Origin of the sequence: Rhizobium sp. N621 (assembly GCF_001664325.1) — a bacterium.
Lineage (GTDB): Bacteria > Pseudomonadota > Alphaproteobacteria > Rhizobiales > Rhizobiaceae > Rhizobium > Rhizobium esperanzae.
The window spans coordinates 1,552,924-1,570,266 of sequence record NZ_CP013495.1 but is presented as its reverse complement, the minus strand read 5'-3'; the positions used below and the strand labels follow the sequence as shown (position 1 = coordinate 1,570,266).

Genomic DNA, 17,343 nt, shown 5'->3' with positions numbered 1-17,343 from the left:
GTTTCCCATATTGATGAAGATGCGGCTCAACTTTAAAAGGATCGGCATTCTCGTCCTGGAGCCTCTGCATGCCTCTGCTGACCCGCCGCAACCTTCTGAAGACATCCGCCGTCGCCGGCGCCTATGGCGCCGGCATCGCCGTTGCGGGCAAATTCGGGCTTGCCGAGGCGGCGCCGGAGCCGCAGCTGCTGACGGCTGTGAAAACCGAGGCCTTGCTGACCGAGGCGGGTCCGACCAGGGATGTCATGAGCTGGGGCCATGACGGCATGCCGCCGGTTCTGAGGATGACCAAGGGGCGGCCCTACGCGGCAAGGCTGAAAAACGGGCTCGATGAGCCGACGACGATCCATTGGCACGGGCTTCGCATCGACAACCGCATGGATGGCGTGCCCTTCGTGACGCAGCCCTATATCTATACCGGCGACAGCTTCGATTATGTCTTCACGCCGCCCGATGCCGGCACCTTCTGGTATCATCCGCATTGCAACACGCTGACGCAGATGGGACACGGCATGACCGGCATGCTCGTCGTCGAGGATCCGGCCGATCCGGAGTTCGACACGGAGGTGCTGCTCAATCTGCGCGACTGGCGGCTCGGAGGCGACGGGCAGTTCATCGCGCCCTTCCGGCCGCGCGACGCTGCCAAGAGCGGCACCTACGGCACGGTGCGCACGGCCAACTGGCGCCAGGAGCCGCAATATGATGCGCCGGCCGGCGGGCTGGTGCGGCTGCGCATCGCCATCACCGACGTGACGCGCATTTTCTCGCTGACGATGGCGGGCGCAGATGCGACCGTCATCGCCATCGACGGCAATCCGGTGCCGAAACGCTTCCCTCTGGACCTCCTGCAGATCGGGCCGGGCCAGCGGCTCGATCTTGCCGTACGCATGCCAGATGGCGAAGGCGCCGTCGCGACGCTGGAAGACATTCGCGGCACGGCGCCGAAGACGATCGCCAGCCTGCGTGCGGTCGGACAGTCGTTGAAACGCAATATCGGCGATCTCGGCCCGCTTGCCGAAAACCCCGTTCCGAAGGCTGATCTTTCCGCTGCCGAACAGATACCGCTGATCCTCAGCGCCACCGCGGAAAATGCCGCCGTCGAGAGTATCTGCGGCACGCTTGGTTACAGCTTCTGGGCGATCAACAAGGTGCCGTGGCCCGGAGACACGCCCGATCCGACGGCGCCGCTGGCGGAGCTGAAGCTCGGCAGGAGCTATGTCTTCAACCTCGAGAACACCACGCCGCACGCGCATCCGATCCACCTGCACGGAATGAGCTTCACGGTGATCTCCTCCTCGACGCGCGAGGTGATGCCGCTGGTGTCCGACACCTACCTCGTCCAGCCGGACGAGAAGGTACAATTGGCCCTTGTCGCCGACAATCCCGGCGACTGGGTGCTGCATTGCCATATCATCGAACATCAGAAGACGGGAATGACCAGCTATATCAGAGTGAGCTGAAGCATTCGCCTTGCCTCAGTTTGGACGTGATTCTTCTTCAGCAATGCGCGAAGCCTGTGCTGTTGTATTGACATATCGAAGCGAAAGGAGAAGGAAGGTTCAACCAACCTTTTCCTTGCGAATGAATTGATATGATCGAAACCACCGCCGATTTGGCGGCCGCCTGCAAAGAGCTGGCCAAGTCCGACTTCATCACCATTGACACCGAATTCCTGCGCGAAACGACCTTTTGGCCGGAGCTCTGCCTGATCCAGATGGCAAGCCCGACACTGGAAGTTCTCGTCGATCCGCTGGCGAAGGGCATCGACCTCGCCCCCTTCTTCGAGCTGATGGCGGACACGAAGGTGTTGAAGGTCTTTCACGCGGCGCGCCAGGACATCGAAATCATCTTTAATCGCGGCAATCTCATTCCGCATCCGATCTTCGACACGCAGGTCGGAGCCATGGTCTGCGGTTTCGGCGACAGCGTCTCCTATGACCAGCTGGTCAGCCGCATCAAGAACGTCCATATCGACAAGTCGTCGCGCTTCACCGACTGGAGCCGCCGACCACTCTCCGAAAAGCAGCTGGAATATGCGCTGGCCGACGTCACGCATCTGCGCGATGTCTACCTGTCGCTGAAGGCCGAACTCGATCGGGAAGGCCGCACATCGTGGCTGCGCGAGGAAATGGACATTCTCGAAGCGCGTGAAACCTACGACATGCATCCCGACGACGCCTGGCAGCGTCTGAAGATGCGCTTGCGCAAGCCGCAGGAGCTGGCGGTCCTGAAATATGTCGCCGCCTGGCGTGAGCGCGAGGCGCGGGCCCGCAATGTGCCGCGTTCGCGCGTCTTGAAGGATGATGCGATCTATGAGGTCGCCCAGCAGCAGCCTAAGGATTCCGAAGCGCTCGGCCGCCTGCGCACCATTCCGAAGGGCTGGGAGCGTTCGGCCGCCGGGACGGCGGTGGTCGAGGCGGTCAATGCGGCGCTCGCCCTTCCGAAAGCCGAGATGCCGCATGTGCCTCGTCAGGCACAGGCCCCGGAAGGCGCAGCTGCCGCCGTCGAACTCTTGAAGGTGCTGCTGAAGCTGATCTCGGAGAAACATGGCGTGGCGCCGAAAGTGATCGCCAACAGCGAGGATCTCGATAAGATTGCCGCCGATGGCGAGAAGGCCGATGTCGCTGCCCTGCACGGCTGGCGGCGTGATCTTTTCGGCGAGCCGGCGCTGCAGCTGATCCAAGGCCAGATCGGGCTGCGTTTCGCCGGCCGAAAGGTTGAAACCGTCAGCCTCTGAAAGCAAATCGAATTCGCTTGACGCTTTTTTCCCAGCTGAAACAATGACTGGAGGAAACCTCAGGCGACGAGGCGGCATGCGGGAAATATCTCCAACGCAGAACTGGATTTTAATCGCGATCGTGCTGGCTGCCAGCGGCGTCGTTTACGATCTGATGTTCTACTCCAATCAGACGCCCGTCATCGGGGCGATCTTCGCGCTCTTCATCGGCATGCCGATTCTCGCCTTCGAGCGCAAAGTTCTGTTTCGCACCCTCTACAGACGCATCCAGAGTCTGCCGACCTTCGTGTTCATCATCACGGAACTGGTGATCTACGAGATCCTGATGAGCATCGGCTTCGCCTGCGCCGGCCTCCTGCTCTGGTCGCTCGGCATGCTGAAGCCGTCGTCGTTCCTCGACCTCGTCATCATGCCGTTCGAGGTCTTCCTCTATGCGCTTGCCGTCTGCTCGGCACTGATCTTCATCCTGCGCGTCCGGGAATTGCTCGGCCGCGAAGTATTCGTCAGCATGCTCATCAGCCGCTATCGCAATCCGGTCAAGGAAGAGCGTGTCTTCCTCTTCATCGATCTCGTCGATTCGACAGCTTTTGCCGAAAAACATGGCGACCTCAGAGCACAGCAGCTGCTGAGCTCACTGTTTGCGACCTTCGCGGAACCAGTGCGGCGCCACAAGGGCATGATCAACGACTATGTCGGCGATGCGGCGATCATTACCTGGCCGCTTGCCCGCGGCGTCAAGGATGCGCGCTGCGTTCGCTGCATCTTCGATATCCTCGCCGATATCGAAGCCAATGCCGCCGGCTGGCGGAAAAATTACGGCCAGGTGCCGAAGCTTCGCGTTGCCCTTCATGGCGGCGATATCATCACGGCGGAAGTCGGCGTCGACCACCACAAGATCAGCTATTTCGGCGATACGGTGAATACGACCGCCCGGCTGGAGACGCTCTGCCGCAGCCTGAACCGGCAGGTGCTGATCTCCACGGAGCTGGCCCGGCGCATGACTTTTCCCGACGACATTTCCTGCGAAGATCTCGGGATCCATGCCGTCAAGGGACGCGGCCAGGCACTCGGCGTCATGGCACTGTCCTCGCGTGCGGTGACCGTTCTGAACACGCCCGCAGTCGTTCTGCACGGCTGAGCAAGTCCATTTATCACGCGTCACCAAAGCTTCACCCAACCGTCAATTCGCTGATACGGAAGCCCTGTTAAGCGGAAGCCATTCGCATCCGTTTCATGGGGATATTATGAAGAACCTCCTTTTTGCGTCCGTATCGCTTTTCATGCTGATTGCCGGCCCCGTTTCGGCCGACCAGCAGCAGTTCCCGGCCAAGCTCGCTGGCCAGGCGATCCTGCCTGCCAACACCATGGTCCCGGCTCCGGCCGACGCGCCTGACTTCCTCAAGCATTCCGGCAAGTTCACGACGCCGGACCGCAAGCGCACCGAAGCGCTCGGCACCGTTCCCGGCAAGGACGGCGCCCGCGTGACCGATCTGAAGCTTCCGTTCGACGGCCAACCGATCCAGGGTTTCTCGGGCATCAAGACGATGGCCGATGGCACCTTCTGGACGCTCTCCGATAATGGCTTCGGTTCCAAGGCCAACTCGTCTGACTCCATGCTGTTCCTGCACCAGATGAAGTTCGATTGGACTGCCAACAAGGCTGAGGTCGTCAAGAACCTCTTCCTCTCCGATCCGAACAAGATCGCCCCCTTCCCGATCGTGCTCGAAGGCACGGATACGCGCTACCTCAGCGGTGCCGACTTCGACATCGAGTCGATTCAGCCGGTTGCCGACGGCTTCTGGCTCGGCGATGAATTCGGTCCCTATATCCTCAAGGTCGATACCGAAGGTCGCCTGACGGACGTGATCCCGACCACGCTCGACGGCAAGCCGGTTCTCTCGCCCGACAATCCGCTGATCCAGCTGCCGGGCAATCCGGCCGCCAAGATGCCGGTCTTCAACCTGAAGCGCTCCGGCGGCTTCGAAGGCCTTGCCATGTCGAAGGACGGATCCAAGCTCTACGGCCTGCTGGAAGGCGCCATCTACAAGGATGACGGCACGATGGAAACAGCCGACGGCCACACAGCCATCCGCGTCATCGAATTCGACGTCGCCGCGAAGAAGTGGACCGGCCGCAGCTGGCTTTATCCGTTCGAGGGCAAGGGCGTGTCGATCGGCGATTTCAACATGCTCGATGACGCCACCGCTCTCGTCATCGAGCGCGACAGCGGCGCCGGTACCAGCGACAAGGCCTGTGCCGACCCGAAGCAGCCGAAGCCGGATTGCTTCGAAGCTCCGGCCGTGCTGAAGCGCGTCTACAAGATCGAATTCAACGATGCCAATGCCGGCAAGGCTGTACGCAAGATCGGTTACATCGATCTCCTTGATATTCAGGACCCCGACAACAAAAAGAAGGCTGGCAGCAAGGACGGCGTCTATGACATGCCGTTCGTCACCATCGAAAACGTCGACCGCGTCGACGCCACGCACATCATCATCGGTAACGACAACAATCTGCCCTTCTCGGCCGGACGCTCTGTCGACAAGGCTGATGACAACGAGTTCAGCCTGCTCGAGGTTGGCGAGTTTTTGAATGCTAAGTAATTGGGGGTTCTAGTGTGAGATTGAGAGGGCGGTGCGTCAGTGCCGCCCTTGTTGCAGCGGTTGTGCCGTGCGCCCCCTGCCCTGCCGGGCATCTCCCCCACAGGTAGGGAGATTGGCTGGGCGCAACGATTCCGCCAAACAATACTGCTTAGCATCAGTAGATTGCTGGAAAGGGACCGAGCGATCACCTCCTGCCAATCTCCACCCTTGTGGGGGAGATGCCCGGCAGTGCAGAGGGGGTGCCCCATGGCCCAACCGCCGCAAATCAACCTACTCGAACCGAAACGCCAGCCTCTTGTTCGTCAGCCTCGACAGCTGCTGCAGGCGGCCGTCCAGGCGCTCGCCGGCGAAGTCCCGGTATTCCGGCGGCACCACGAATTCGAGGTCGAAGTCCGGATTTGACGATTTGCGGAAGGTCAGGTTCTTGACGATGCCGGGCATGGAGGCCGAGAAGAGATAGACGACCCGCAGCATGCCGCCGAGCAGTTTGGCGCGGTCGATGAACTGAGGGGTGGCGATCTGCGCCAGCGGACCGGTGGCGCCGTCGTCATGCAAGCCCTCGAAACGGTAATAATTGGTGAGCGCGATGAAGGCGCGGCCGGGATGGCTGATGCCGACGAAGGAGGAGTGGGCGATGACGTTCAGCGCCTGCAGGCCGCGATAGTCGGGATGGGCGCGCCAGCTGATATCGGCAAGCAGACAGGCGGCCTGACGATAGCGGCTTTCCTCTTCGGTTTCCTGGACGCCGAACAAGGGCATCATCCGACCGGTCCATTCCGCCAGCTCGCGGGCATGCTCCGGCGAACGGGCACGCAGGATCGCCAGTTCGCCGGCGGCAGCCAACAACGGATCGGCGCGGCGCTCGGCCTCCGACAGCAGCGAGTAGAGATATCCCTCGCGCACGCCTTGCGCCGAGAAGGAAATCACCGACGGCTTCATGACGCTCAATACTTCCTTCATGGCGATGGCGCCGAAGGGCAGCAGCGAACGGCGATGCTTGGAGACCGCCTGAAGGGCCGGCTCCTTGGAATCGCGCGCGGTGGCCACCTGATCGAGGAACAGCATCATCGCTTCGAGCGACACTTCATAACCCTGCATCATGTGCAGCGGATAATTGGTAATCTCCATGTGCAGCTTGGCGATGTTTCGCCAGGTGCCGCCGACGGCGTAGAAGGTGCGCCCCTCGCCTTTCGCCAGGAGCTTTGCCGTTTTCACCTGCTTGCGGGCAAAAGTTCGCGCCTTGGGGAGCGAGCCGCCGGCATATTCCGACAGGCGCAGACCGCCAAGCGGCAGCGTAATGCCCTTGCCGACCTCCTTGCCCTTGATGTCGATCAGTTCAAGAGAACCGCCGCCGAGGTCGCCGGCAATGCCGTCAGGATTGAAGAAGCCGCTGATGATGCCGAGCGAGGCGAAGCGAGCCTCCTCCTCACCTGACAGCACCCGGACGTGGCGCTGCAGGATCGTCTCGGCCTGGTGGATGAAGTCGGGACCGTTGCTCGCCTCGCGGGCGGCGGCCGTCGCCAGCACATACATGGTGGCGGCCCGCGCCTGATCGGACAGGGCCTTGAAACGGTGGAGCGCCGCCAGAGCCCGGGCGACGCTCTCTTCATCCATCTTGCCGGTGACGGCTATGCCTTTGCCGAGGCCGCAGAGGACCTTTTCGTTGAAGAGGATCGTAGGCGAACGGGACAGGCCTTCGTAGACGACAAGACGAATGGAATTCGATCCGATGTCGACGACGGAGACCGGGGCGATCCCTGGAAGGCGCCCCTGGGCTTCAGATTCAACCATATGGTCCAGTTTTACATGTTGTTGCGGCCTTCGAGCAGACCGGCGATCAGTTTCGGCGCGCTTGATTTCAGAGCTTCACCACGGCCCGACAGGCTCGGATTGGTCATGAAATACTGCTGCGCATTGAACGGTTCCTCGCCCCTGCGCACTTCCATGCGCCGCGACGTACCGTCGGGCAATATCTCGTAGCTTTGTTGATTGTCAATCACGTTGCCGAGCATAATCTGTGACAAGACCTGCTCATGAACAGTCGGATTCGTCAGCGGAACCATGGTCTCGACGCGGCGGTCGAGATTTCTCGGCATCATGTCGGCCGAGCCGATATAGACCAGCGCCTTGTCCGACGGCAGGCCATGGCCGTTGCCGAAGCAGAAGATACGGCTGTGTTCGAGGAAGCGGCCGACGATCGACTTGACGCGGATCTTCTCCGAGAGACCGGGCACCTGCGGACGCAGGCAGCAGATGCCGCGCACGACGAGATCGATTTCGACGCCGGCATGGCTGGCGCGGTAGAGCGCATCGATGATGTCGGGGTCGACAAGCGAGTTCATCTTCATCCAGATCGCCGCCGGCGCACCGTTCTTGGCATGCTGAATCTCTTCCTCGATGTGGCGCAGGATACGCGAGCGCAACGTATAGGGCGAGACGGCGAGCTGCATACCCTCTTCAGGTTCGCCGTAGCCGGTGATGAAGTTGAAGATGTTCGCCATGTCGTGGGCGATGACGGGATTGCAGGTGAAATAGGAGAGATCCGTATAGATCTTGGCGGTGATCGGGTGGTAGTTGCCAGTTCCCAAGTGGCAATAGGTTCTGAGCTTCCCTTCCTCGCGGCGGACGATCATCGACATCTTGGCGTGGGTCTTGAGCTCGATGAAACCGAATACGACCTGCACGCCGGCGCGTTCGAGATCGCGCGCCCAGCGGATATTCGCCTCTTCGTCGAAACGGGCCTTGAGTTCCACCAGCGCCGTCACCGACTTGCCGGCTTCGGCGGCATCGACCAGAGCGCGGACGATCGGGCTGTCGTTAGAGGTGCGGTAAAGCGTCTGCTTTATCGCCAGAACGTCAGGATCGCGCGCAGCCTGGAGAAGGAACTGGACCACCACATCGAAGGATTCATAGGGGTGATGGACGACCATGTCCTTCTCGCGGATGGCGGCGAAGCAGTCGCCGGCATGTTCGCGGACGCGCTCGGGAAATCGCGCATTGTAGGGCTGAAACCTGAGATCGTCGCGCGGCGCCTTGGTGATCTCGGACAGAGTGTTCAGCGCCAGGAGCCCCGGCAGAACGGCGACGCGATTGTCGGGGATGCTGAGTGCTTGCACGACGAACTGACGCAGCGAGGCCGGCATTTCCGAATCGGTCTCGATGCGGATGACTTTGCCGCGGCGGCGCCGCTTCAGTGCCGTCTCGAAAAAGCGCACGAGATCCTCGGCCTCTTCCTCGACTTCGATATCGCTGTCGCGGATGACGCGGAACGTACCGGAACCCTGCACCTCGTAGCCCGGATAGAGACGGTGGATGAAGATATTGGCGACGTCTTCCAGCGTGATGTAGCGGATTGTGTTCGCGTCATCCGGCAGGCGGACGAAGCGGTCGAGCGCCGGCGGCAGGCGCAGCAGTGCCGTCATCGGTTCGCGGCCATTCTTGCTGACGAGCTGCAGCCCGATCGAAAAACCGAGATTGGGAATGAAGGGGAACGGATGGGCCGGATCGATGGATAGCGGCGTCAACACCGGGAAGATCGCCTGTTCGAATTCGGCCGCCAGCCACTGGCGGTCTGCATCACTCAGGGCGCCCGGACGCACGATCAGAATGTCTTCCTTGGCGAGATACTGCTGCAGCACCGCGAGCGAGGCCTGCTGCTCCATCTGCAGATGGTCGATCTCCTGCAAGATCGAATCGAGCTGTTCGGCCGGCGTCTTGCCGTCGGGGCTGCGGATGGCAATGTTCTGGCGCACCTGGCCTTCGAGGCCCGCGACGCGCACCATGAAGAACTCGTCGAGGTTGGCGGCCGAAATCGACAGGAAGCGGACGCGCTCGAGCAGCGGATGTTCGGTATTCAGCGTCTCTTCCAGGACACGGCGGTTGAACTGCAGCCAGGAGAATTCGCGGTTGATGAAGCGCTCGGGACTTGCCAGCAACTCTTCCAGCGGGGGCACGTTGTCGTTGGTTTCCGGAGTGAGTTCCTGATGTTCTGCGACTGCGCTGTCCATGGTCGGCTTACCCCGTTTTCAATCGCGACGGCAATTATATCAGTTTCACGACGGAACTGTGACAGTCAATCGGCCGGTTCCGAATTTCCCAATTCATTCAATACTTCGGCAGCAAGAGCTCGGGTGATTTTCGTACCCCGCGACAGGGCCAGCCGGTCGAGCCTTTCGACGATCATCTGGGCCGCGTTCAGCGACCGCTCCATCCGGTTGACGATATAGAGCACGAGTTTGTCATCTATATAAAGCTGCCGGTCGGCGAAGAGCTTGACGATCACTTGCGACAGCAAGGCCTCGTCGGGTTCGCCGATCTCGACGACGGTCGCAGCTTTCAGACGCGAGCGCAGATCGGGCAGCAAAACCGGCCAGGAGATCGGCCAGAGACGGCTTGTTATCAACAGGCTGGTGGCGTTTTCGCGCACGCTGTTGATGACGTGGAAAAGCGCATTGTCGTCGAAGCCGAGGCGGTCGGCATCTTCGAACAGCACCGGACCGGCAGCGGCAGCGACAGCCGCGTCCGAACCGAGTTCGGGATGAATGCTGACGGCGCCGCTCAACTCCTGCCAGATGCGGGCGAGATGCGATTTCCCCGAACCGACCGGGCCGGCGAGCACGACTACCGGCGACGGCCATGCCGGCCAGGCGTCGACGATCGACACGGCGGCGGCCAGCCGCTCCGAAATCAGAAGATCGTCGCGGCCGCTTGCGGCGTCGTGCGAAAAGGCCAATGGCAGCTGCTCTCCGGCCTTGCGCTTCGGATCAGCGTTCTTCACGTCACTCATTGGGAACTGATTTCGTCTTCTGAGCGCGGGCGCTCGGCGACCCGCCAAAATAAAGATCGCTCTGAAGGTAACGCGAAAGCGCGAAGCGGACAAGGACGCCGACGGCGGCGGCCGCCGGCACGGCAACCAGAAGACCGACGAAGCCGAAGAGCGCGCCAAAAGCAAACAGCGCAAACATCAGCCAGACCGGATGCAGGCCGACGCTGGAGCCGACGAGCTTCGGCTGCAGGATATTGCCTTCCAGAAACTGGCCGCTGAAGAAGACGACCAGCACCAGGCCGATCCAGGGATAATCTGGCCAGAATTGCACGATTGCCACGCCGACGGCGAGAACGAGGCCGACCAGCGAGCCGACATAGGGAATGAAGCTGATCATACCGGCGAAGAGGCCGATCAAGAGGCCGAAATTCAATCCGACGAGGGAAAGGCCAGCGGCATAATAAATACCGAGAATGAGGCAGAGCGAGCCCTGGCCACGGATGAAGCCGGCGATTGCCTGATCGATCTCACTGGCGATCTGGCGGACATCATTCACGTAATCGCGCGGAATCCATTGATCGACCTTGGCGACCATGCGGTCCCAATCGAGCAGGATATAGAAAGCGACGACGGGGGTGACGACGAGCAGCGAGATGACGTCGACGATCGCCTTCCCGGAATTCCAGATCTGCGCGAAGAGCCCGGTCAGAAAGCCCATGCCTTCGGAGAGGATTCCTGAGAAATTATCCTTGATCGTGCCGACTTGACTCCTGATCCACTGCGGCAGCAGCGAATGCTGCGACTGGGCGATGAATTTCTGCAGCTGGCTGATATAACTCGGCAGGCGCTCGGCGAAATCGTTGAACTGGCTGATCAGCACGGGAATGAGGATCATCAGCGCCAGCGCAAAGACGATGACAAAGGCGATCAGAATGCCGACCGTCGCCATCATGCGGCTGAGGCCCAGGCGCTCCAGCCGGTCGGCGACGGGATCGAGGAAATAGGCGATCGCCATGCCGGCGATGAACGGCAAGAGGATCGAGCTGAAGACATAGAGAAAGGCGATGAAGAAAACGAGCACGGCCAGCCAGAAGAAGATCTGGCGCTTCAGACTGTTGCCGCTGACATGCTGTGGCATTGCTTCCCCGTTTCACTCGCCGCCGCCGAACGCCGCCTCTTGTCCGACGCGGCCATTCAGCACATAGGATGCAGGCGCAAAGATGGTCAACCCTATCACGCCAAATCCCGGACAGGCCGGTTAAAGACACGGGAAATTGGGGGCTTTTCCCATGCAGCGCTTGCATAAATGCCCCTGTCATGCAATTGCGACCGGCAGATGACGCGGCGCGTCTGCCGCCTGGAAATAGCCATCGGAGACCAGCATGAGCCAGTCTGGAAAAAACGGCCTGACCTATAGCGACGCGGGCGTCGACATCGATGCCGGCAACCTCCTCGTCGAGAAGATTAAGCCGGCTGTGCGCTCGACGCGCCGTCCGGGCGCCGACGGCGAGATCGGCGGCTTCGGCGGGCTCTTCGATCTCAAGGCGGCGGGCTTTACCGATCCGGTCCTCGTCGCCGCCAATGACGGCGTCGGCACCAAGCTGAAGATCGCAATCGACGCGGATTACCACGATACTGTCGGCATCGACCTCGTCGCCATGTGCGTCAACGACCTCGTGGTCCAGGGCGCCGAGCCGCTGTTCTTCCTCGATTATTTCGCGACAGGCAAGCTCGATCCCGATCAGGGTGCGGCGATTGTCGGCGGCATTGCCGCCGGCTGCCGCGAGGCTGGCTGCGCTCTGATCGGCGGGGAGACCGCCGAAATGCCCGGCATGTATTCCTCCGGCGACTATGATCTTGCCGGCTTTGCCGTCGGCGCCGCCGAACGCGGCAAGCTGCTCCCCTCCGGCGACATTGCCGAAGGCGACGTCATTCTCGGTCTCGCCTCCTCCGGCGTCCATTCCAACGGCTTCTCGCTGGTCCGCAAGATCGTGGAACTGTCCGGCCTCGGCTGGGACGCGCCGGCGCCGTTTGCCGAAGGCAAGAAGCTCGGCGAAGCGCTGCTCGAACCGACCCGCATCTATGTGAAGCCGCTTCTGAAGGCGATCCGCGAGACCGGCGCGCTGAAGGCGCTCGCCCATATCACCGGCGGCGGATTCCCGGAGAATATTCCGCGCGTGCTGCCGAAGCATCTGGCAGCCGAGATCGATCTTACCGCCGTCAAGGTTCCCACGGTATTTTCGTGGCTCGCCACGACGGGCGGCGTCGAAGCGAAGGAAATGCTGCGCACCTTCAACTGCGGCATCGGCATGATCGTCGTCGTCGCCGAGGAGAATGTCGCCGCGGTATCCAAGGCGCTCGAAGCCGAAGGCGAAAAGGTCGTCATGCTCGGCCGGATGATTGCCCGCGCCGAAGGCGCTGCCGGCACGGTCTACAAGGGTACGCTTGCCATATGAGCACGCCGCGCAAACGCGCCGTCGTCTTCATATCGGGTGGCGGCTCCAACATGATGGCGCTGGTCGCGGCGGCGAAGGCGGCCGATTATCCGGCCGAGATCGTCGGCGTGATCTCCGACAAGGCGGAGGCCGGCGGGCTTGCCAAGGCAGCGGCCGAGGGCATCGCCACCTTCGCCTTTCCCCGCAAGGATTATGCCAGTAAGGACGCGCATGAGGCGGCGATCTTTTCGGCGCTCGACGAGCTTTCCCCCGACATTCTTTGCCTGGCCGGCTACATGCGGCTGCTGACGGCGACCTTCATTCAGCGCTACGAAGGTCGGATGCTCAACATCCACCCTTCCCTGCTGCCGCTGTTCCCAGGCCTGCGCACCCATCAGCGGGCCATCGACGCCGGCATGCGCATCGCCGGCTGTACCGTGCATTTCGTCACCGAAGCCATGGATGAGGGGCCGACGATCGGCCAGGCCGCCGTGCCCATTCTCTCCGGTGACACGGCCGAAAGCCTGGCCGCGCGGGTGCTGACCGTCGAACACCAGATTTACCCGCAGGCGCTGCGGCTCTTTGCCGAAGGCCGCGTGACGATGGAGGACGGCAAGGCGGTCGGCGCCGAGGCTTCGGCAGCTACCCCGAAGGCCCAGCTCATCTCGCTGATCGGCGACCTCGCTTAGGCCGCCAACGCCCGCAGCGGATGCAGCGTACCATCGCTATAAACGAAGCGGCCGGCGCGGAAGGTGGCGCGGATGCGGTTGATCTCGCCCGGCTCGACGACGACCAGATCGGCGCGCTGGCCGATGGCGATTTCGCCACGGTCCAAGAGACCGGCGGAGCGGGCGGCGTTGCCGGTCGCCATGGCGACGGCTGAAGGCAGGCCGCCTTCCACCATGTCGGCGAGCTTGAAGATGCCGGGCACAAAGGCAGCCGGGTGATAATCGGCGGCGATGATGCTGAGCAGCCCGGCCCTTGCAGCGTCGAGCGCGCTGAGATTGCCCGACATCGACTGGCCGCGCAGCGCATTCGGCGCGCCCATCAGCGTCCAGAGGCCGCGGCGGCGTGCCTCTTCTGCGGCGGGTGCCGTTACCGGAAACTCGCTGATGGTGACGCCGAGATCGTGCATTTCGGCGACCTTTTCGACGCTGTCATCGTCATGCGAGGCAAGCGAGAGCCTGTGCTTCAGCGACAGCGCGACGATCTCTTTCAACTTGGCCTCAATGTCTGGATTGCTGCGCATGGCAATGCGCTTGGCGACGATTTCGGCGGCCATGTCCTCGGAGATGGCGCGGCGCTCGGAAATGCTGAGGATGTAGCTTTGCAGGTTATTGTACTGGCCCTGGCCGGGCGTGTGGTCGGTCAGCGACACCATGTCGATCTGATCGGCATTGAGCAGGCGCTCGAGCGCGGGAGCAGCTCCCAAGTTGGTGATTTCATAGCGGGCGTGGACGCGGTGGTCGATCAGCAGATCATCGCGCAGCCGGTTGATGCCCTCGATCACCGCCGACGTCGTCTCCAGCGAGCGGACGTGGCCATAGACGCTTTCGGTGGCGAAGGAGACCGCGGCAAAGGCTGTCGTCACACCGGCGGCGGCAAGTTTCTTGTCGAGTTCGTGAATGCCGAAATCGATCGGCATCGTCGCATTCGGCCGCGGCGCGATCTCACGCTCGATCATATCGCCGTGCAGATCGACGAAACCCGGCATCAGCAGCCGCCCGCCGCCATCGATCGCCGCACCGGCGACTGGCTCCGGCCGGATCTCGGCGATGGCGCCATCCTCGACACGCACGGAACCTTCACTCACTACCTCGTTCGGGAGAACGAGAGTGAAATTGTTGAGCCACATGGGCCTTCTCCTGACCGATCCGATGATTGACAAGCCGCAGCGGATAGAACCGCTCCATGACATTCGTATGAAATCGTAAGCGCTATTATCTCAAAGCGGAAAACGTCATGGGCTTAACCGCCAAGCCGCCCGAAGACCGCCTCATCCGCTATCGAATTTTGTGCCTGTTCAAGGCTGCCCATTGCAGCAGCACGATCGTCTTGGTGTCGAAGATCTCGCCGGTTTCGATCATCCGGGTCGCCTCATCCAGCGGAATTTCAAGAACCTCGATATCCTCGTGTTCCTCATCCAGGCCGCCGCCTTCCGCGACGCGGTCCGTGGTATCGATAAGGGAAACGAAGAAATGGACGACCTCGGCGATAGCGCCGGGCGAGGGATAGGATTTGAAAAGGAAGCGGGCCTCACGCAAGTGGTAACCGGTTTCCTCCATCGCCTCACGGCGGATCGCCTGTTCGGGATGGTCGTCATCAAGAAGGCCGGCCGGCACCTCGATCATCCATGCGGGATCGCCGTTCAGATGAACGGCGAGACGGAACTGGCGGACGAGAACGACGAGATCGCGTTTCGGATCATAAAGCAGGATGCAAGCGGCCGGCGTGCGGTGGTAGACCTCCCGCTTCAGCCGCTGTGTCGCGCCCTTTCGGTCGATATAGTCGAGCAGATAGCTGCTCAGCCGCGTCCACCCATTCGACAGGATTTCCTCGCCGACGATCTTCACCCGCGATTTCGGCTGCATCATACCGTGTCCTTGCGAAGCCAGACCTTGTTGTCGTGCACGGCCGCGCCGCCATAAGGCGCGACCGGATCGGCGCCGGTCAGAACGTTGATGCCCTCGCCGTCCACATGCGCCTTGTTCGGCCAGAGGCCCTCGGCGATCAGCACGCCCGGCCTGACCTCGATGGTGATGCGGGCATGGATGCGCAGATCGCCGCGGCTGTTGCCGATGCGGACGAGCTCGCCATGGGCGATGCCATTGGCTTCGGCGTCAACAGGATTGATCATCACCTCCGGGCGGCCTTCCTTTTGACGCGAGGTCTTGGTCTCGGAAAAACTCGAATTCAGGAAGTTGCGGGCGGGCGATGTGGCGAGGCGGAAGGGATGCTCGGGATCGGCGACTTCGATGACATCGACCTGATCGGGGAAGACCGGAAGCTCCCCATGCGGCCCGAGTGCGCCGATCGCAGTCGGCGGCTTGTTCGGCGCCGGCTGGTTGATCCAGTCCGGCCGGAAATGGAACTTGCCGTCCGGATGGGCAAAACCGTTCAGGAAATGCGCCTCCTCGAAAGCAGGCTGGCGATCGAACCATTTGTGTTCGAGGAAATGGTCGTAACCCGGCAGGCCGCTCGATTCGAGCACGCGGTCGACCATTTCACGGGCGGTGAAGCCGAAACCGGGGCGGTCGGCGACGCCGAGGCGTTTTGCCAGTTCCTCGATGACGAAGAGATTGGTGCGCACGGTAGGCGGCGGCTCGACCAGCTTCGGGCCGAGCAGAATATGGTTCTGGCCGCCGGCCCTGTAGATATCGTCATGCTCGACGAACATTGTCGCGGGCAGCACGATGTCGGCAATCTCGGCCGTCTCGGTCATGAACTGCTCATGCACGGCGACGAACAGGTCGTCGCGGGCAAAACCGCGTCTGACGAGGCGCTGCTCGGGGGCGATGTTGGCCGGATTGGTGTTCTGGATCAGCATTGCCGTCACTGGGCCGCGATGACGCAGGGCTACCGGATCGCCGGTGAGCACGCGGCCGATCTGCGACTGGTCGAGCATGCGGATATCGGCATCCTTCATCGAGCGGCCGGTCAGTTCCGCATTGTTCATGCGGAAGATATCGCTGTTCGAATGGAAGGCGCCGCCGCCCTCATATTGCCAGGAGCCGAGAACGGTGGCGACCGAGGCGGCCGCATGCATGGCGACCGCGCCGTTGCGCTGGCGGGTAAAGCCGTAGCCCAAACGGAAGAAGGTCTTCTTCGTCGTGCCGACGAGGCGGGCGAAGGCTTCGATCTCCTCGACCGAAATGCCGGTGATCTCGGCCGCCCATTGCGGCGTCCTGGTTTTCAGATGCGCTTCAAGACCGGCGGGATCATCGGCGTATTTCGCCATATAATCCCGGTCGGCATAGCCGTCGCGGAAGGCAACGTGCATGACCGCGCAGGCGAGTGCAGCGTCGGTGCCCGGTCTGACGATCAAGGCCATGTCGGCCTGCTTCATCGTCGGATTATCGTAGATGTCGATGACGACGATCTTGGCGCCGCGTTCCTTGCGCGACCTGATGGCATGGGTCATCACATTGACCTGCGTCGAGACCGCATTGGTGCCCCAGATGACGACGCAATCGGTGCGGCCCATCTCACGCGGATCAGGCCCGCGGAGCACGCCGGTCGCCATGGTGAAGCCGGTCCAGGCCGGGTTGGTGCAAATCGACGAGAAAAAGCCGGAGTAGCGCTTGGCGTGACGCAGGCGATCGATTGAATCGCGCTGCACCCAGCCCATGGTGCCGGCATAGAAATAGGGCCAGACCGCCTCGCTGCCGTCCCTCGCCTCGGCCTTTATGAAGGCTTCGGCAATTTCATCCAGCGCATCGTCCCAGGAAATCTGCTGCCATTGCCCTGCCCCCTTGGGGCCGGCGCGGCGCAAGGGGTGCATCAGGCGGTCGGGATGGTAGAGCCGCTCGGCATACCGGGCGACCTTGGCGCAGATGACGCCCGACGTATAGGAATGGTCGCCGGCGCCGCGCACGCGGCCGATGCGGCCGTCTTCCGATATCTCAACCTCCAGCGCGCAAGTGGAGGGACAGTCGTGCGGACAGGCCGTGTGGCCGATCTTGCTGTCCAGCTTCGGGGATTTGGCGTCGATGGGGGTCGCAATATTCATGGCATTTGTATATGCCAAGGCCTGCATGGCCAAAAGCCAGAAAAACTCCCCATGATACGAATTCATACGGGCAT

13 protein-coding genes are annotated in these 17,343 nt (G+C 61.8%); 6 read left to right on the top strand and 7 right to left on the bottom strand.

From position 1 onward, the window contains the following. Nucleotides 1-68: 68 nt before the first annotated feature. The 4 genes from AMK00_RS07625 (at nucleotide 69) to AMK00_RS07610 (ending at nucleotide 5,340) form a co-directional block, all read left to right on the top strand. Nucleotides 69-1,460: a multicopper oxidase family protein gene (locus AMK00_RS07625; RefSeq protein ID WP_064801676.1), complete on the top strand. Its 1,392-nt coding sequence runs from the start codon at nucleotides 69-71 to the stop codon at nucleotides 1,458-1,460. A 131-nt stretch (nucleotides 1,461-1,591) separates the two neighbouring features. Beyond that, nucleotides 1,592-2,737 (top strand): ribonuclease D, encoded by a 1,146-nt coding sequence (rnd, locus tag AMK00_RS07620; protein WP_064801674.1) that lies wholly within the window; start codon nucleotides 1,592-1,594, stop codon nucleotides 2,735-2,737. Between the two features lie 76 nt (nucleotides 2,738-2,813). Further along, entirely contained in the window at nucleotides 2,814-3,875 is a 1,062-nt protein-coding gene (locus AMK00_RS07615; RefSeq protein ID WP_064810071.1) for an adenylate/guanylate cyclase domain-containing protein, read from the top strand. Nucleotides 3,876-3,981: 106 nt separating this feature from the next. Next, complete coding sequence (locus AMK00_RS07610) at nucleotides 3,982-5,340, top strand: esterase-like activity of phytase family protein (RefSeq protein WP_064810070.1); 1,359 nt, start codon at nucleotides 3,982-3,984, stop codon at nucleotides 5,338-5,340. A 270-nt stretch (nucleotides 5,341-5,610) separates the two neighbouring features. Here the strand turns inward: AMK00_RS07610 and ppx are convergent, their stop codons facing one another. The 4 genes from ppx to AMK00_RS07590 all read right to left on the bottom strand — a co-directional run bounded on the left by ppx (nucleotide 5,611) and on the right by AMK00_RS07590 (nucleotide 11,243). Further along, on the bottom strand, nucleotides 5,611-7,131 hold the full coding sequence (gene ppx, locus AMK00_RS07605) for an exopolyphosphatase (RefSeq protein ID WP_064801668.1): 1,521 nt from the start codon (nucleotides 7,129-7,131) through the stop codon (nucleotides 5,611-5,613). Nucleotides 7,132-7,142: 11 nt separating this feature from the next. Beyond that, nucleotides 7,143-9,347 (bottom strand): RNA degradosome polyphosphate kinase, encoded by a 2,205-nt coding sequence (locus AMK00_RS07600; protein WP_064810069.1) that lies wholly within the window; start codon nucleotides 9,345-9,347, stop codon nucleotides 7,143-7,145. Between the two features lie 65 nt (nucleotides 9,348-9,412). Continuing rightward, nucleotides 9,413-10,126: a DnaA regulatory inactivator HdaA gene (hdaA, locus tag AMK00_RS07595; protein ID WP_064810068.1), complete on the bottom strand. Its 714-nt coding sequence runs from the start codon at nucleotides 10,124-10,126 to the stop codon at nucleotides 9,413-9,415. After that, entirely contained in the window at nucleotides 10,119-11,243 is a 1,125-nt protein-coding gene (locus AMK00_RS07590; RefSeq protein ID WP_064801663.1) for an AI-2E family transporter, read from the bottom strand. Before AMK00_RS07590 ends, hdaA begins: the two co-directional genes overlap by 8 nt. Before the next feature lie 244 nt (nucleotides 11,244-11,487). On the opposite strand from AMK00_RS07590, the gene purM reads away from it, so the two are divergent. Further along, complete coding sequence (gene purM / locus AMK00_RS07585; protein ID WP_064810067.1) at nucleotides 11,488-12,561, top strand: phosphoribosylformylglycinamidine cyclo-ligase; 1,074 nt, start codon at nucleotides 11,488-11,490, stop codon at nucleotides 12,559-12,561. Beyond that, nucleotides 12,558-13,229 (top strand): phosphoribosylglycinamide formyltransferase, encoded by a 672-nt coding sequence (purN, locus tag AMK00_RS07580; protein ID WP_064810066.1) that lies wholly within the window; start codon nucleotides 12,558-12,560, stop codon nucleotides 13,227-13,229. Before purM ends, purN begins: the two co-directional genes overlap by 4 nt. On the opposite strand, the gene AMK00_RS07575 is transcribed toward purN, so the two are convergent. The 3 genes from AMK00_RS07575 to AMK00_RS07565 form a co-directional block, all read right to left on the bottom strand. Then, on the bottom strand, nucleotides 13,226-14,395 hold the full coding sequence (locus AMK00_RS07575; protein WP_064810065.1) for an alpha-D-ribose 1-methylphosphonate 5-triphosphate diphosphatase: 1,170 nt from the start codon (nucleotides 14,393-14,395) through the stop codon (nucleotides 13,226-13,228). The two genes, purN and AMK00_RS07575, sit on opposite strands and share 4 nt — an antisense overlap. A 148-nt stretch (nucleotides 14,396-14,543) precedes the next feature. Continuing rightward, the gene (locus AMK00_RS07570) at nucleotides 14,544-15,134 is read right to left on the bottom strand and encodes an NUDIX domain-containing protein (RefSeq protein ID WP_064801656.1); all 591 of its coding nucleotides are present in this window, start codon (nucleotides 15,132-15,134) and stop codon (nucleotides 14,544-14,546) included. After that, nucleotides 15,131-17,335: a molybdopterin-containing oxidoreductase family protein gene (locus AMK00_RS07565; protein WP_064810064.1), complete on the bottom strand. Its 2,205-nt coding sequence runs from the start codon at nucleotides 17,333-17,335 to the stop codon at nucleotides 15,131-15,133. The genes AMK00_RS07570 and AMK00_RS07565 overlap by 4 nt, the downstream gene beginning before the upstream one ends. Between the last annotated feature and the right edge of the window lie 8 nt (nucleotides 17,336-17,343).

Excerpts from the sequence above, each read along its gene's own strand:
- AMK00_RS07625 (WP_064801676.1), top strand. The coding sequence starts at position 69 with ATGCCTCTGCTGACCCGCCGCAACCTTCTGAAGACATCCGCCGTCGCC.
- rnd (WP_064801674.1), top strand. The coding sequence starts at position 1,592 with ATGATCGAAACCACCGCCGATTTGGCGGCCGCCTGCAAAGAGCTGGCC.
- AMK00_RS07615 (WP_064810071.1), top strand. The coding sequence starts at position 2,814 with ATGCGGGAAATATCTCCAACGCAGAACTGGATTTTAATCGCGATCGTG.
- AMK00_RS07610 (WP_064810070.1), top strand. The coding sequence starts at position 3,982 with ATGAAGAACCTCCTTTTTGCGTCCGTATCGCTTTTCATGCTGATTGCC.
- ppx (WP_064801668.1), bottom strand. The coding sequence starts at position 7,131 with ATGGTTGAATCTGAAGCCCAGGGGCGCCTTCCAGGGATCGCCCCGGTC.
- AMK00_RS07600 (WP_064810069.1), bottom strand. The coding sequence starts at position 9,347 with ATGGACAGCGCAGTCGCAGAACATCAGGAACTCACTCCGGAAACCAAC.
- hdaA (WP_064810068.1), bottom strand. The coding sequence starts at position 10,126 with ATGAGTGACGTGAAGAACGCTGATCCGAAGCGCAAGGCCGGAGAGCAG.
- AMK00_RS07590 (WP_064801663.1), bottom strand. The coding sequence starts at position 11,243 with ATGCCACAGCATGTCAGCGGCAACAGTCTGAAGCGCCAGATCTTCTTC.
- purM (WP_064810067.1), top strand. The coding sequence starts at position 11,488 with ATGAGCCAGTCTGGAAAAAACGGCCTGACCTATAGCGACGCGGGCGTC.
- purN (WP_064810066.1), top strand. The coding sequence starts at position 12,558 with ATGAGCACGCCGCGCAAACGCGCCGTCGTCTTCATATCGGGTGGCGGC.
- AMK00_RS07575 (WP_064810065.1), bottom strand. The coding sequence starts at position 14,395 with ATGTGGCTCAACAATTTCACTCTCGTTCTCCCGAACGAGGTAGTGAGT.
- AMK00_RS07570 (WP_064801656.1), bottom strand. The coding sequence starts at position 15,134 with ATGATGCAGCCGAAATCGCGGGTGAAGATCGTCGGCGAGGAAATCCTG.
- AMK00_RS07565 (WP_064810064.1), bottom strand. The coding sequence starts at position 17,335 with ATGAATTCGTATCATGGGGAGTTTTTCTGGCTTTTGGCCATGCAGGCC.